The sequence below is a fragment of the Actinomycetota bacterium genome (genome assembly GCA_030017835.1).
Taxonomy (GTDB): Bacteria; Actinomycetota; Aquicultoria; order UBA3085; family Oleimmundimicrobiaceae; genus Yes70-04.
On record JASEGU010000015.1, the window covers coordinates 16,261 to 31,091 of the forward strand.

The 14,831-nt window shown below is 51.3% G+C and carries 16 protein-coding genes; all 16 read right to left on the minus strand.

The window, feature by feature from the left end:
* Nucleotide 1 precedes the first annotated feature (1 nt).
* Entirely contained in the window at nt 2-706 is a 705-nt protein-coding gene (locus QMD53_04970; protein ID MDI6800003.1) for a type II CAAX endopeptidase family protein, read from the minus strand.
* Nucleotides 696-2,708, minus strand: coding sequence for an NAD-dependent DNA ligase LigA (gene ligA, locus QMD53_04975; protein ID MDI6800004.1), 2,013 nt, complete (start codon nt 2,706-2,708; stop codon nt 696-698). Before ligA ends, QMD53_04970 begins: the two co-directional genes overlap by 11 nt.
* Nucleotides 2,709-2,759: 51 nt before the next feature.
* Nucleotides 2,760-3,098 carry a DUF3147 family protein gene (locus tag QMD53_04980; protein ID MDI6800005.1) on the minus strand — a complete coding sequence of 113 codons (339 nt, stop codon included), beginning with the start codon at nt 3,096-3,098 and terminating at the stop codon, nt 2,760-2,762.
* Between the two features lie 122 nt (nt 3,099-3,220).
* Entirely contained in the window at nt 3,221-3,616 is a 396-nt protein-coding gene (locus QMD53_04985) for a DUF2784 family protein (GenBank protein ID MDI6800006.1), read from the minus strand.
* Nucleotides 3,617-3,694: 78 nt separating this feature from the next.
* The gene (locus tag QMD53_04990; GenBank protein MDI6800007.1) at nt 3,695-4,417 is read right to left on the minus strand and encodes a UPF0280 family protein; all 723 of its coding nucleotides are present in this window, start codon (nt 4,415-4,417) and stop codon (nt 3,695-3,697) included.
* Nucleotides 4,418-4,540: 123 nt separating this feature from the next.
* On the minus strand, nt 4,541-4,948 hold the full coding sequence (locus QMD53_04995) for an NIL domain-containing protein (protein ID MDI6800008.1): 408 nt from the start codon (nt 4,946-4,948) through the stop codon (nt 4,541-4,543).
* Nucleotides 4,941-6,116, minus strand: a complete 1,176-nt coding sequence (locus QMD53_05000; GenBank protein MDI6800009.1) for a homocysteine biosynthesis protein — start codon at nt 6,114-6,116, stop codon at nt 4,941-4,943. Before QMD53_05000 ends, QMD53_04995 begins: the two co-directional genes overlap by 8 nt.
* A gap of 141 nt (nt 6,117-6,257) precedes the next feature.
* A complete protein-coding gene (locus QMD53_05005) occupies nt 6,258-7,874 on the minus strand; it encodes a putative manganese-dependent inorganic diphosphatase (protein MDI6800010.1) in 1,617 nt (538 codons plus the stop codon).
* Between the two features lie 12 nt (nt 7,875-7,886).
* Nucleotides 7,887-9,998, minus strand: coding sequence for a DNA helicase PcrA (gene pcrA / locus QMD53_05010; GenBank protein ID MDI6800011.1), 2,112 nt, complete (start codon nt 9,996-9,998; stop codon nt 7,887-7,889).
* A 114-nt stretch (nt 9,999-10,112) separates the two neighbouring features.
* A complete protein-coding gene (locus QMD53_05015; protein ID MDI6800012.1) occupies nt 10,113-10,727 on the minus strand; it encodes a carbonic anhydrase in 615 nt (204 codons plus the stop codon).
* A 53-nt stretch (nt 10,728-10,780) separates the two neighbouring features.
* Complete coding sequence (locus QMD53_05020; protein ID MDI6800013.1) at nt 10,781-11,470, minus strand: DUF1275 family protein; 690 nt, start codon at nt 11,468-11,470, stop codon at nt 10,781-10,783.
* A gap of 278 nt (nt 11,471-11,748) precedes the next feature.
* On the minus strand, nt 11,749-11,982 hold the full coding sequence (locus tag QMD53_05025) for a hypothetical protein (GenBank protein MDI6800014.1): 234 nt from the start codon (nt 11,980-11,982) through the stop codon (nt 11,749-11,751).
* A gap of 106 nt (nt 11,983-12,088) precedes the next feature.
* On the minus strand, nt 12,089-12,274 hold the full coding sequence (locus QMD53_05030) for a hypothetical protein (GenBank protein ID MDI6800015.1): 186 nt from the start codon (nt 12,272-12,274) through the stop codon (nt 12,089-12,091).
* Nucleotides 12,275-12,303: 29 nt separating this feature from the next.
* On the minus strand, nt 12,304-12,540 hold the full coding sequence (locus QMD53_05035) for a hypothetical protein (GenBank protein MDI6800016.1): 237 nt from the start codon (nt 12,538-12,540) through the stop codon (nt 12,304-12,306).
* A 45-nt stretch (nt 12,541-12,585) separates the two neighbouring features.
* Complete coding sequence (locus tag QMD53_05040) at nt 12,586-13,479, minus strand: cation diffusion facilitator family transporter (GenBank protein MDI6800017.1); 894 nt, start codon at nt 13,477-13,479, stop codon at nt 12,586-12,588.
* Nucleotides 13,480-13,609: 130 nt separating this feature from the next.
* Nucleotides 13,610-14,680, minus strand: coding sequence for a DNA recombination protein RmuC (locus tag QMD53_05045; GenBank protein MDI6800018.1), 1,071 nt, complete (start codon nt 14,678-14,680; stop codon nt 13,610-13,612).
* Nucleotides 14,681-14,831: the final 151 nt, after the last annotated feature.

The window sequence follows — 14,831 nt, forward strand, 5'->3', positions numbered from 1 at the left end:
CCTAAACCTCCAAAAGGTAGATTATGACCACGGTCATCAGATTATACATAGAGTGCAAAAGGATGGACGGCCAGAGCGACTCCTGCTTCTCAAAGAGATGGACGAGCACGATCCCGAGCATCATTATCGGCACTATCAGCCAGGCGTCGCCATGAAAAAGGGCAAAAATAAATGAGCTCGTGGTGGCAGCCCAAACCATTCCAATCTTATCACGCAGGGCTGGGTAGATAAACCCTCGAAAGAAGATTTCTTCGACGACCGGAGCGACAATGACCATCAAAAGAACCGCCAAAATGAATCCGGCCATTCCATCTCCAAAGATCTTTGGAATCAACTCGAAATTATCTTGGGGCGGGCCTAGACCAAAGAGATTCTCAGTCAAGGTGACATAGAGACCGGTTGAAAGTTTGATTGCCAAGAGCCAAGTGATGGAAGCAGACGCAGCCTTAAAGAAATTGAATTTTACGAGCCTAAGCTCGCTTAAGCGCGCCCCCTTCGTCTTCGGTCCAAAAAAGAGGACTGAGAGAAAGAGGGCCGCATAGATAAGGAGCATTTCGAGAGGGCCGATGATATTGCTGGGCAGACTGAAATTTATCCAAAGACGGGCGATAAAGAATGCGCTTATGCAAGACGCCATGATTACCAGCGTAAAGAAGATCACTTTGAAGATGTCCAAAATGGTCCAAGAAACCCTTTTACCCTCCAATCAGCTTCACAAACTCCCCTTCATTTAAGATTTTTACTCCAAGCTCTTTGGCCTTTTCAAATTTGCTGCCGGGTTCGCTCCCGACAACCAGGTAATCGGTCTTTTCGCTCACGCTGGAAGATACCCGCCCGCCCAGAGCTTTGATCCTCTCGCCCGCATCTTCGCGGGTGAGGCCGTCAAGGGCACCCGTCAAAACGAAGGTTTGGCCTTTAAGAGGCATCACTTGTCCGCCCTTTTCTTCGACCTTTAAGCTCAAACCGGCCGCCTTTAGCTTTTCGATGACCTTTATGTTGTGCTCTTCGGTAAAGAAGCTTATGACCGACTCGGCTACGGCCGGGCCGATTTCCTCGACCGCTGTCAAAGCCTCAAAATCGGCCGTGGCCAAATCATCGATGCTTCTGAAATTCTCGGTCAAGACATCCGAGATGTGAGAGCCAACGTGACGGATGCCCAGACCATAGAGAAGGCGCGAAAATGGGCGCTCCTTAGACCTTTCGATGGCTGCCTTTAAATTTCTAGCCGCCTTCTCCTTGAAGTGCTCTATCTCTTCAAAATCGGCCTTGCTCAAAAAGTAGAGATCGGCGATGTCTTCGATTATCTCTTTGGCCAAAAGCTCCTCGGCCACGGCCGGGCCCAGCCCGTCGATATCCATAGCGGAGCGGCTGGCAAAATGGAGAAGGTGCTCTATTCGCTGGGCCGGGCAAGTTATATTGGTGCATCTTCTGACCGCTTCACCGCTTGGACGGATGGCTCGGCTCCCGCAGACCGGACACTCCTTGGGCATCTCAAAGATGCGCTCTGCTCCACTTCGCTTGGAGATTATCGAAGCAACTATCTCCGGTATGACGTCTCCTGCTTTTTGCACGATGACGCTATCGCCTATTCGCACATCTTTGCGCCTCATCTCATCCTCGTTGTGGAGGGTCGCCCGGCCGACGGTCGAGCCAGCTATCAAGACCGGCTCTAAGATAGCGACCGGCGTCAGCGCCCCGGTGCGGCCCACGCTGACCTCGATATCCAAAACATTGGTTGTCCGCTGCTCGGCCGGAAATTTGAAAGCGACCGCCCATCTTGGCGATCTTGAAGTATTACCAAGCCTTGCCTGCTGTTTTAGAGAGTCCACCTTGACGACGACCCCATCTATTTCATATGGTAGGCTTGCCCGCTTTTCCTGCCAACCATTGCAAAACGCCTCCACCTTGGCCGCTCCCTTAAAGCGCTTAGCAAAGGGGCTCGTCTTGAATCCGGCTTGCCTCAAAAAATTCAAGACCTGAAAGTGGCTCTCAAAACTTACCCCCTCAGCGTAGCCTATCCCATAAAAGATCGAATCCAATTCTCGGGCGGCGGTAACTACCGGATCGAGCTGGCGAAGCGAGCCGGCCGCCGCGTTTCTGGGGTTGGCAAAAAGGGATTCTCCGGCTGCCTCCCGCTCCTTATTTATCCCCGTAAACTGCTCTAAAGATATATAAGCTTCCCCTCTTACCTCAAGCAGCGGAGGCGGCTCGTCAAGCCTGAGTCTTAAAGGAACCGAGCGAATCGTTTTTACGTTTAGGGTGACATCCTCGCCGACCTGACCATCGCCGCGAGTTGCTGCATTTGTGAGCAGGCCCCCCTCATAGGTCAAGGAGATAGCCGTGCCGTCCACCTTGAGCTCGCAGACGTAATCGATCTCTTCCTGGTTTAGATCCAGCCCCTTCCCTACTCTGGCTAAAAAAGCGCTGAGTTCCTGCAGCGAAAAAGCGTCGGAGAGACTGAGCATTTTGGTGCGGTGCGTGACTTGGGCAAAGCTTTCGGCCGGAGCTGCCCCCACCCGCATGCTCGGCGAGTCAGCGGAAACCAGAGCGGGATATCGCTCCTCCAACTCGATGAGTTCATGTAAGAGTTCATCATATTCGGCATCAGAGATTTCGGGCGCATCCAACACGTAGTAGCGATAGTTATGATGCTCTATCGCCTCCCTCAAGGTCTTTGCCCTCTCTTTTGCCTCTTGAAAGCCGTCCATAATACCTTCCAGTCAAACTTAATCTACCCGTCATGAGCTTTAGCTTGTTTCTTATCGGCCGGTCAAAAACCACCTGTGGATCATGGCCGCTATGAGCCAGGCGGAAAAACTTAATAGTAGGGTTGCGGGCAGAGAAACCCCTTTCTTGATGCAGAGGGCGGTAGCCAAAAAGAAGATGATGCTCGGGATTATCCCGTAGAGCGCCCCCGCCAAAAAGGCCCGCATCACGCTCGCGTCTCCCTTGTTTTCGATGTGAACCCAGGCAAAAACCAAGGCGCCGGTCAGCGGCATAACCGCAATTAGGCCCGCAACGCTGGGAAATTTCTTGGCGATACCGGTCGCGGTCAAGATGATTATTAGACTTGCAAAGATCTTGATGACTAACTGCAAATTGTCCCCTTACGGCCATATCGGAAACCTTTTTGAGTTCCTTCTGATTTGGGTTTTAAGATGAGATTATTATACAAGAAATGAGGTTAAGGGTGAGGTCAGGCTTCGGCCAACTTAGCAGCTTAGCCTCGTTTGTTGATATCTTGTAACTTTGCCAGACAATATCTGAGGACATAAGAACCCAGACCGAGAATCAGGCTGTACACTAATGTCCAATAAACACTATCATCAGCTACTTTAATTCCAATAAATCTAAGGTAGTGAGAGATGCAGCCGCCGGAATAGCTAAGGGGTGAGTGCGCTTTTCTCCAAAGCCGCTGTTCAATATCGGTCAAGTAACAGCCACCAGTAAAAACATATGAGACTATCATCGAAACAGCAAAGGATAGGTATATCCTCTCAAAAACCGGCCACTGCTTTAGTTTATTTGCTAAAGCAAAAAATAGTCCAATAAAGAGAACCGCTACAAGCAGGCCGTGGAAAAGAGCAACTATTGCCGCCAGCGCTGAGTAAATCATTTCTACCCATCCTTAATCTATTACCAACTTGCGATATCTTTCCATCCGAGTGATGGATGCTGAAGGCTGGCGGCTGCTCTAAATCCCCTGAACCTCGATCTCGCCCCAGGCCCCCATCTTGTCGCCCATAATTATCAAAGCTCCCTCCACGCCGCTTATCCTTTTGGCAAGCTGCAACCCCTCTTCGATGTCACCGGGGTCATGGATAAGGTTTCCGATGGCGGTCGCGGCCGCATCGGCAAGGATGGTGTCCTTCGAGATGACCAGAGCCGCATCGGCCCGGCCCAAGCTCAAGCTGTGGCCGACGCTCCCAGCCGAGGTGCAGATACCAATGGGCGTCCGTTTGGACTCGATGACCACGGCCACTTTTCCACTAAGTGGAGAATCTCCGGCATAAACGGCAACTCGCCTCTTCTTTCTGCTTTTTAAAAAGATATCGCCGCCGTTTTCGACGATGATCTCTTTGGAGTCTTTGAGCAAGTCGCGTCCGACAAATTCGGCGATGGCTCCAGCCACTGCCGCCATCGGACCAACGTTTGCCCGCCGCGCCGCCGCGCACATGCGCGCCACGATCTCGGGTGCAATGATCGAGGGAGCGACGGGCACAAGCGAGGTCTCAAAGGTGGGGTTGACCGTGATGTAGCTCTCGAGCTGGCCCCGGTATTTGATGACGGCCTGAAGCCCTTGCGGATATAGATTGCGGTCTGCCGCAATCATAAGATCACTCTCGTCGATTTGAACCTCAAATTTGACCAGATCTATCCCACCCAGCCAGTCGCGGTAAAATCTATCTTGGTACACTTTTTCATCCTCGCCCGTAAGTTGTAACTTCGAAAAGCTGATTATAATTCCAAGGCGCTCAAAATTAAATAGCGCCCCTTTCAAGGGGCGCTATATTGGATATTTTTGGCTTGCTAAAGCCTTTTAGAACTTGACCTTGATTATGCCGAGCGGACAAGCTTTGACGCAGAGACCGCAAAGGATGCAATTCTCCTTGATGAAGTTTAGCTCTCTGGTTTCGTCATCCAGCTGCAGAGCCCTTGGTCTGCAGACGGCCGTGCAAAATCCGCAGCTTACGCACTCATCGATATCGAGCTCGATATCCCGGGCCGCCTCAGTCACATCGACGCCCTGATCTTTAAGATAAGCTATGCCGTCCTCGATCGCCTTGTCTGGACCTTCCAGCTCCAAGACCATGCGGCCCGTCTCTTCTTCGTGGATCTCGGCCCTCAGGATATTTAGGATGAGGTCGAAATCTTTGACCAGGCGATAGGTTATCGGCTGCTCAATGTTCTCGGCTGGAAAGGTTAAAACGACCTTCTTCTTAGTCACAGCTACCACCCACCTTCGACCTGACCTCAAGGGTGGTCGGTTTCTTATGTTTGGGCAGCGATGCAACCGGCGCGCTCAGCTCGAAGTCGCCCTTTTGGATCCAACCCTTAAGAACCTCTGCAATCTCCTTGGCCCGGGCGTAACTCGAAAGGGGAGCCGTGCTTGCGATCTTGCCGCCTATCTTTATCTTGCCGCTCTTTAGCTCCTTATAATTTACCCGTCCCAGATTCGGCCGACTTCTTCTGGCCACCCCATAGTCGTAGATATCTACGCAAATCTCCTCATCGCTCAGAGAGAGGTGCTCAATCATATCCTCATCCAAAACGGGAATCGGTATACCGACGCCGACAAAGAGTGAGATGCCGTAGTTATGGATTGAGGCCGCCTTTATGTATCTGGTCGTCATATCCTTTAAGTCTCCGCTTAGGGCAAGGCAGGCCGCAGCCGTGGTGGGAACCCCGTTTTCGGTTCGCTCCTTTTCCGTGTTGAACTGCGTCCCCTCGAAGGAGACAAAACCCTGGGCGCCGCCGAGAAAGATCTTGGTCCCGATACCGATGGTCCTAAGATAGGGATCTTTAAGTAGCGGGCTGAGCTGACCGGCGCTGCAATAGGTGGCGTTAGCCAGCTTGGGAAGCAGCGTCCCCATGTAGGTATAGATCGTCCGATCCGACGAGTTGGTGGCCACAAAATAGTTCTGATAAGCGTTTCTGGAGTTGTAGAGATAGGCCTGATTAACATCATTTAGCGTAATGCAGGTCTCGATCTCATCCAAGGGATAGCAGTCGGTCGGAAAGCCGATAGCTTTCAATTTTACCTGCTTGCCGGCGATAAGATCCTCTATGACGTGGCCGCCGCCGTAATCCAGTCCCCTGTCCTCGCTCATCTCGGTCGCCCCGAGATAGGCATCGACGGCCGCGATGCCAGTATAGGCAGGAACGTTATTTAGCCAGACCTTTCTCATTTTGATGGGCGGGTCGGAGTGACCGAAGTTGATGAAGGCGCCGCTTGAGCACATGGGCCCAAAGGTTGCCGTGGTGACGACGTCGACCATCTTGGCAGCCTCCTTAGCTCCTTTTTCGCGTGCGACATCGATGATCTCTTCAGCCGTGACGACAACCGCTCGCCCCTCTCTGATCTTCTGATTGATCTCGTCGAATGTCTTGCTCATAAGCTTCACCTCCATGAAATGTAATGGACCGCATTATAGCACCTTATAGATATTCAAAGAAGGCCAGGCTGATTGTTCTTTTTGAAGACCACCCTACGCACTATTTAACCTGGCAATATGCCAATATTTTACTGGGGTTTGTTATTTGCCCTTAGCCAGAACCGGGGCTACTTGCTTCTTCCTGGAGATCACGCCGGGCAGAAAAGCGGAGTTATCCTTAAGCTCCACCGAAAAACGCTTCTCAACCAGACGCTCTTTACCGACCGCCAGAAGTTCGGTGCCGACTTTAACGATATCTGTCACCATCAAAAGGACGGTATCGAGTCCCTTATCCTCCAGGGCTCGCTCCATCTCTTTGATGAGATCGCTCTTTCTGGCCAAGACCAAGTCCAGATCGGTCGTCTCGACCTGACCGATGCCGACCTTTAGATCGCTCAGGTTGAAGACCTTAAAATCGGTCATCAATGTCTGGGCGGCGCTCATATCGGCCACGCCCGAAGCTTCTAAATACATCCTAACCCCAAACTCCATCGGGTCAAGCCCGGCCAGTTTGCCCAGCTCGGCGATGGCCGCCTCGTCCTTGCTTGTCGCGGTCGGCGACTTCAAAAGGACGGTATCTGAGAGAATGGCCGCAAGCATCAAGGCGGCCATCCTCTTATCGGGCTTTATGCCATGCTTTTTGTACTCCTCGTAGACGATGGTCGAGGTCGAGCCGACCGGCTCGCTGATGACCAGGATCGGCTCGGCCGTCTGGATATCGCCCAAGCGGTGGTGGTCGATTATCTCGACGATGCTCGCCCCCTCTATCCCATCGACCGACTGGCTCTTCTCACTGTGATCGACCAGGATGACGCTTCTTCTGGGCGGATTAATAAGGTCTGATCTGGTCACCATGCCAAAAAGATGGTTATCCTCATCCGTCACAAAACCCTGCCTGTTCTCAGAAGCCAACAGATCTTCTGTGATATCGACTATCAGCTCGTCCATCTGAAGGGTAAAGTAGTTCCGATCCATCAGCCCCTCCACTGGGCGACTCAGGTTGATCAGGCGCGCGGTCGCAAAGCTATCCTTTGGGGTTAGGATTAGAAAGACGCCCGCCTTTTCAGCGGCCGATATCACTTCATCCTCCGGCCGATAACCGCCGGTTACGATGAGACAAGATATCTCCTTCTTGATGGCCAAAAGCTGGGCGTTTGCCCGGTCGCCCAAGATAACCACATCACCAGCCTCGATGAAGGTGGCCATCGTCTCTGGCTGCATCGCCCCAATCAAGACGTTGCCTAAGACGGCGCCGTCGCTTTGGCCCACGATTATCTCGCCCTCTAAGGTCTCTGCGATCTTGCCCAGGCTTAAGCCCGTTTCTTTGATGCTTCTGACTTGAAGCTCCTCGATGTAGCGGTGAGCGATACTCCGCTCAGTGACCGCTCCAAGCAGGCGACCATCTTCATCGACAACCGGAACGCTCCTGATGTTCTTGTTATATATCAGCTCACCCGCCTCTTTGACCGACGAGTTGGGGCCCACCGTTATCAAATCTTTGGTCATCACGTCCTTGACGCGCGTCCTTATGTGATCCAGCAGCCTTGGACTCTCGATTTTGAGCTCACTTAAGATGAATGCGGTCTCCTTGTTGAGCTTGCCCAGCCGGATGGGCTCATAGAGATCTCCTCCAAGCTGGTTCTTAAGACTCGCATAGGCGATGGCCGAGACGATCGAATCGGTATCGGGGTTCTTATGCCCTATCACGTAGACTGACATATCCTTCGACTCCTAACTTATCTTTTTAAGAGGCGCGTAATCCAAGAGGAGCTTCTTTTCGCCCACCCGTTTGAACAAAACCGTTACCGCTCGCTTGCCGTCTATCCTGACGACCTTGCCCTCGCCAAAAGTCTTGTGGAGCACCTCGTCGCCTTCGGAGAAATCTTCGCAAAGTACCGTCGGCTCCAAACTTATCTCGACCTCTTTTAGAACGCCGAAGAAGTCCTGCGGTATCTCCTTGATGAAGCGCGAAACCATATTGTAACTGCGAGAGCCCCAGAGCGTCCTCGACCAGGCCGAAATGAAATAGAGCCTCTCTTTGGCCCTAGTCATCCCAACGTAGCAGAGGCGTCTCTCCTCCTCCAGTTCGGCCTCTTCGGTAAGCGACCTTGAGTGGGGGAAGATCCCCTCTTCCATGCCGACGACAAAGACGGATGGAAACTCTAGACCCTTGGCATTGTGCAGGGTCATCAAGGTGACCGAATCGGCCCCCTCCTCATAAGAATCTATATCGGTTATGAGTGAGATCTGCTCCAAAAATTCGACTAAGCCCTTGTCAGGATTGGCGACCTCGAACTCATCTATGGCCGAGGCAAACTCCCTTATATTTTCGATGCGCCCGAGGGCCTCGATAGTATCCTCTTTCTCTAAGGCGGCCACGTATCCGCTTCTCTCGATGACCTTCTCTAAAAGGCGGGAGGCGGGCTCATCCTTATCAGCCGCAAGCGATCTCAATATGTTCAAAAAGGCGGCCATCTTCTCCTTGGCCGAGGGGGTAAGATGCGGGTTTTCGCTCGCCCGGTTTAGCGCCTCAAAGAAGGAGACTGAGTTTTTGAGGGCAAACTTATCGAGATGACCGATGGATGTATCACCAATCCTCCTTGCAGGCACGTTGATTATCCTTTTTAGGCTGACCGAGTCGGCCGGGTTGGCGATAACCTTAAGGTAGGCCAGGATATCCTTTATCTCCTTGCGCTCATAGAACCTCAAGCCCCCGACTATCCTGTAGGGGATGCCATAGCGCAAAAAGACCTCCTCCAACACGCGCGACTGGGCATTGGTCCGGTAAAAGATGGCAAAGTTGCGATAGCTCTCGCCCTCATCGCTTGCGGCCCGCTCGATCTCGCTTGCCACAAAAGCAGCCTCCTCGTGCTCGTCGTCGGCCTGAAAATGGATTATCGGCTCGCCCTCCTCTTTGGCCGTCCAGAGGGCCTTGGGCTTCCTCTTCTTATTCCTCTCTATCACATGGTTTGAAGCGTCGATTATCACCTTGGTGGAGCGGTAGTTCTGCTCGAGACGAACCACCTTAACGTCGGGATATTCGGTCTCAAACTCCAAGATGTTTCTGATATCGGCTCCCCGAAAGCGGTAGATGCTCTGATCGGGATCGCCGACCACGCAGATATTCTTGTGCTTCTTGGCAAGCAGACTGACCAGGCGATACTGGGCGTGGTTGGTGTCCTGATACTCATCTATCAAAATGTATTTGAATTCGTCCTGATAGAATTCGAGAACGGTTGGGCAGAGCATAAAGAGATCGACCGTGCAGGAGATAAGATCGTCGAAGTCGAGGGCGTTATTCTCACCCATCTTCTTGGCATAGAGGCGATAGACTTCGGCCACGACCCTATCAAGGTAGGAGACGGCCGAGGAAGCGAAGCTATCCATATCGATGAGTTCGTTTTTGGCCGAAGAGATTCTGGCTTTGACCGCCTGGGGCGCGTACTTTTTGGGGTCGTAGCCGAGCTCTTTTAAGCACTGACCGATCTGGCGAACCCGGTCGTCATCGTCATAAATGGTAAAACTTCGAGATATGCCGATCTTATCGGCGTTTCTTCTAAGTATCTTTGCGCAAGTGGCATGAAAGGTGCCTATCCACATCCCGTAGGCGGCTTTGCCAATGAGAGATTTTATCCGCTCCTTCATCTCGCCGGCTGCCTTATTGGTGAAGGTGATGGCCAAAATATTTTGAGGGTCTACGCCGAGTTCGCTTATGAGATAGGCGACCTTATACGTAAGTACCCTGGTCTTTCCGCTGCCTGCTCCGGCCAAAACTATCAGCGGCCCTTCGGTTTGCAAGACCGCTTCTCTCTGTTTATCGTTGAGCTCATCCAGTAGATTCATGGCTAAATTATAGCCGAAAAGATACCCAAGGACACTTTTTTGGAAGAGATAAAAAAATCTTAAGGGCGGGTAAACCCGCCCTTAAGATCGACAAAGCATCTGCTGCATTCAACTTTAGAGCGGTTGCTCCTTGTTGTAGCCAACAGCCAAGCTGGTGTTGACGTGAACGACGCCCTTGTTGAGGTTCTTTAAGGGATAGTCGTCAGTGATCATCGGTAGAGCATCGGCATCAGCTTGCTTGGCGATAATCGAGCCAGCCGGAACATAACGACCGTCAGGAATCTTAACGCCTCCCAGAACTTTTGCACCTGGCTCAACAACACAGTTGTTGCCAACCTCGCCTTTGAAGACGAGAACTTGCATGGCAATAAAGGAGTCGTTGCCAACCTTAGAGGGTCCGTGAACCTGAGATTGGTGAGCCATGGAGGTTCTTTCACCAATGTAGACAGAGCACTCCGTACCATCCGGAGCGGTTACGCGGTTAGCGGTAGGCTTGCCGTGAGACAGAGTCTCAAGACCGTGAACGATGCAGCCGTCCTGTACGTTAGAGTCATCACCAATAATTATGGCTTGACCCTCATCGGCGCGGACGATGCCGGTAACAAGAACCCTCTTTCCCAAGTGAACATCGCCAATGGCGGCACCTATCGGATGCACATAGGCGTTCTCACCAAGAACCGGAGACTTTACCTCTGGGGTAAAATCGGTTACTACGCTTTTTCCTATCATATTATCTTACACCTCCTTTCATTCTTTAATCGATTGGAATCAACTAACCATAATTACTTGAGAGGTATGTCCACCGTCATCTTCTGAACGATACCGGTAAGAGCGATAACCACGCCGGGTATCAACAGGGCCATCATTGGGCTCATGCCGCCGACAACACCGACTGCAAGAAATGCACCGGCCGGAAAACCGATCCAACGAAGGATCCAGAAGACGGCCATACTCATGTTACCGGTAAAGAGATTGATACCGATATCGGTAGCGGGACCAGTCAAGTGAGTAGTCCTGTTGATGTTGGTAAGGCTGGTAGCGGCGTTCAAACCGCCCATAGCCATCGGGAGCAGGATACCCGTCATAAGTCTTAAGGTCTCTGTGGTTCCGGAAAATTCCTTTACCATAGCGGCGCCAGGAGAAGCGCTCCCGAAGAGAACTGCCGTTATGATAACCACTACACCGGAAAAGACAAGACCACCGATAAGACCTGAAGCCTTGGTAATTTTAGCCGAGATACCGGCTCCGATGATGAATGAAACGACGACGATGATGATGAAGATGGCCTCGCTCATGCCGCCGGGGGTTGCAAGCTTCTCACCAAGAAGGGAAGCACGACCGGTCATGAATGCTGACCTTTGGTTGAAGAAGAGCTTAAGTCCTACGATGTCGACCCAACCAGCCATGGCGATCAAGATGAAACCGACTACATTGACGGCGTTTATGACCTCTACTTTAGCTTTCTCTGCCATATGTGTCACCTCCCTTCAATTTTTTTTAGTACCACTTACTAGACTAGTAGTAAGATAATGCCGCTCAAAAAAATTCGTACCTCTACCGCGGATGTGTACCCTGTTCTAAAATTAAATATTAGCTTAAAGCAGTTGAAGTGGAGCTGTAAAGGAACTTGACTTACGCTTTCGCCAATAGTTAATCATTAGCCGAATAAAAAATCAATACCGATTGTGCATTTTATCTCAAATAATATATTAAGTTTTGCGAGTTCGAATTTCTCAAAAAAGAGATGACTCTACTTGCCGTCTTTCCTATACATATCTCTTATGACGCCCATGCGAAACCTTAAAAGCCCGTAGATGTAGAGAATAAACCCGGCTCCAAGCATCAGCCCGAAGAAGAGTCCCATCAAAAAGGCGTATTTAACCCCGACGATATCCAAAAGACCAAAAAACGCCCCGCCAAACAACGCCAGGGCTCCGATCGTTATCAGGATGGCTCCGGTAAACACCTTTGTCTTATCGCTCATAGACCCTTGGGATTGGAAATTACCCTTGTATTGTATAAATTTGACATCGAAGTTGATATTCCTTCTTGGGGTGGAAAAACTTTTTAAGCAGCGGGCTGGGCAGATATTAAAGCCACCGCTTGAACCAGGATACCGTCTCGCCCACCATCTCGGTCTTTAAGCCGTGGTGAACACCCGCGTAGAGGTGGAGCTTCAGCCGTTCTTGGTCGCCGCCATAGAGGGGTTCGAGCTTGGAGTAGAGGTCGATCGAATATTTTTTGGGCGATTTCTCATCCACATCGCCGTTCATCATCAGAAGAGGCTTTGGAGCAAAGTTTTCAATCAGACCGATTGGATCGATTTCTCTAATGAAGTCGGTCCTCTTCTTGGTCTCGGAGCCAAGGCGATCATGGCCATCTTCTCCTCGGCAAGCGCATATCCTAAGTTTATCCCCTGACTCTTATCCGAGGTGAATCCGTGGAGGAATGCCACAACCGGAAGATTCCCCCCTCCCTCTTCGCACATCAGAAGGACGGGGACCTCGCCCAACTTAAACCGCTCGATGATTATCCTCTTCAAGGCGCCTCCGCAAATAACCTAAGACTTGGCGGGATTGGATAAAGCCTAGTGGGCTATCGTTGGGCTCGTGGACTTGAGCCTGGACCTTACTGGATGATAATGGATATTTATGTACCTTAAGAAATCGATATTCGTATAGAGGAGCCTCTCGACTCTGGATGCTATCCGGTCTCCCTCGGCCACAGTCATATCTCCGTCGATACCTATGGTTAGATTCATTATCAAATAGGGACCGAAGCGATGGGCAAAGAGCTTCTCCACATCCTCGACTCCCTCAACTTCATCGATTATTTCGATAACGTTTTCCATGAGCTCACGACTGGGAACCGAATCCATGAGATCGGCCGAGGATTCTCTGAGTATCTCGATGCCGGTCCTAAGGATCACCAGGGCAACGACGGCTCCGGCCAAGGGATCGACGAAGAGATATCCCATCCGGCCAAGGACTATGCCAAGGGCCGCGGCGCTTGAAGAGAAGATATCGTTCCTGTGATCGTAGGCCAAGGCCACAACGGCGGCGTTCTTGGTCTCCTCCCCAAGCCTCCTAGTGAAGATGGTCAATACTATTTTGAGGACCACGGTCATGACCGCGACCCAGAGGGCATAGAGAGAGATGGTCGAATAGCCGTTTCCCCTAAACATTAGGGCGTAAGCTGCATTTACCGAATCCCAAAAGATGGCAACAGCGGTTGTCACCACGAAAGAGCCGACGATGACCGCGGCTATGCTCTCCATTTGGCTGTGTCCGAGAGGATGATGATCGTCTGGCGGCTTCCTAGACAGGCGAATAAATACGGCGACCACGATATGGTAGGCCACATCCGAGGTGGAATTGATGCCGTCTGCAAGAAGAGCTGCGCTGTTGCCGACTATCCCGATGGAGGTCTTTAAGACAGCAAGAAGTATGTTGGAGGCAAGACCGACTTTGACAGCAAGCAAACTTCCTCGGTCCCTCTTTTCGATGTTCATGACCTTATAACCAAACTTTCAAGCATAATTACCCACGCCCGATAGAGTAAAAACTTCAAATAATTATCGGCCAAAGCGGCCCAAATTTTTTAAGGATGGCCTAATCATCTCCAGAAATAAGGAGCCTTTCGTCGGACTTGAGCTCACCGGCCGATCCGGAGTGGCCGGCTGCAGAGGTTATCTTATCATCCAGATTATCAAGTTTTCTTTCGGCGTCGTCATATTTATTCTTGGCATTTGTGATATGCTTTCCAATCGTTTCGAAGTCCTCCTTGAAGCGGCCAAGATCTCCCTTTAGCCTGCTCAAATTGGCCATTATCTCTTTGGCCCCCCGCTCTATCTCAAAACCCTTAAGACCCATCACGATGGCCTCAAGGTAAGCATAGAATAGATTTGGCGACACCGGAACGACCCGCCGCTCTCTGGCATAGTCGCATATCTCGCCGAGCGATGAGATCACTTCGTAGTAGACGTTTTCAGCCGGGATATACATGAGAGCAAAATCGTAAGTGCCCTCATCGGGCAGGATATATTTGCCCGCAATCGCATCGATATGTCTCTTTACGTCCTTGGCAAAGAGCTTCCTGTTTGAGGCTCGCTCCTCTTCGGTCGAGCTCTCGATAACCCTCTTGAAGTTCTCGAGCGGAAACTTGGAGTCGATGGGGACCATCATCTGGCCGATGGTTACGATGGCATCGACCTTCTCGCCGCTTTTGAAGGGATAGCCCATCCTGAAGTACTGGGCGGGAAGGACCTGGGAGAGGAGCTCCTCCAAGAAGGTCTCTCCCATCCCCCCGCGAAATTTTGGAGCCCTAAGGAGCTGGTTGAGCTTGGATATGTCGGTGCCCACATCTATCATCTGCTGGGTCGAGACCGAGAGTTTGCCCAGAGCCTCTTGGACATTTCCCATCGCCCGGCTCGCCCCGTCGAGCCGTTCGCCGAAAGCCTGCTGCGACTGGGCCATGGCTCTACCTATCGAATCGAGCCTCTCATCAAGGCGAATGTTATTTTCGCTAAGGCTCTCCCTTAACTGCTTCTGAAGTTCGATTATCTGACCCTGAAGCAATAGGTTATCTGAGCTCGAGCCTCTTCTGCTCAAGAGCGCCCAAATGATGAGAGAAGACGCGGCTATCGCCGCAAGGATAATCAGAAGATTGGTGTAACCGTCCATGAAAAGAGCGTCCCTCCGCCAAGCAGTGGATAAACCGATTATAGCCGTCCAAACTGAAATATACAAACATTTGTTCGATTAGTCTTAGTCATTCTTTTTGGTGATTCCTACCTAACTGGTACTGTGATATGATACCTTTATGCTTGATAAC

Coding starts and splice junctions, on each gene's coding strand:
- QMD53_05005 (MDI6800010.1), bottom strand. CDS start 7,874: ATGTCAGTCTACGTGATAGGGCATAAGAACCCCGATACCGATTCGATC.
- QMD53_05045 (MDI6800018.1), bottom strand. CDS start 14,680: ATGGACGGTTACACCAATCTTCTGATTATCCTTGCGGCGATAGCCGCG.
- pcrA (MDI6800011.1), bottom strand. CDS start 9,998: ATGAATCTACTGGATGAGCTCAACGATAAACAGAGAGAAGCGGTCTTG.
- QMD53_04985 (MDI6800006.1), bottom strand. CDS start 3,616: ATGATTTACTCAGCGCTGGCGGCAATAGTTGCTCTTTTCCACGGCCTG.
- QMD53_05000 (MDI6800009.1), bottom strand. CDS start 6,116: ATGAGCAAGACATTCGACGAGATCAATCAGAAGATCAGAGAGGGGCGA.
- QMD53_05030 (MDI6800015.1), bottom strand. CDS start 12,274: ATGATGAACGGCGATGTGGATGAGAAATCGCCCAAAAAATATTCGATC.
- QMD53_05015 (MDI6800012.1), bottom strand. CDS start 10,727: ATGATAGGAAAAAGCGTAGTAACCGATTTTACCCCAGAGGTAAAGTCT.
- ligA (MDI6800004.1), bottom strand. CDS start 2,708: ATGGACGGCTTTCAAGAGGCAAAAGAGAGGGCAAAGACCTTGAGGGAG.
- QMD53_05020 (MDI6800013.1), bottom strand. CDS start 11,470: ATGGCAGAGAAAGCTAAAGTAGAGGTCATAAACGCCGTCAATGTAGTC.
- QMD53_05025 (MDI6800014.1), bottom strand. CDS start 11,982: ATGAGCGATAAGACAAAGGTGTTTACCGGAGCCATCCTGATAACGATC.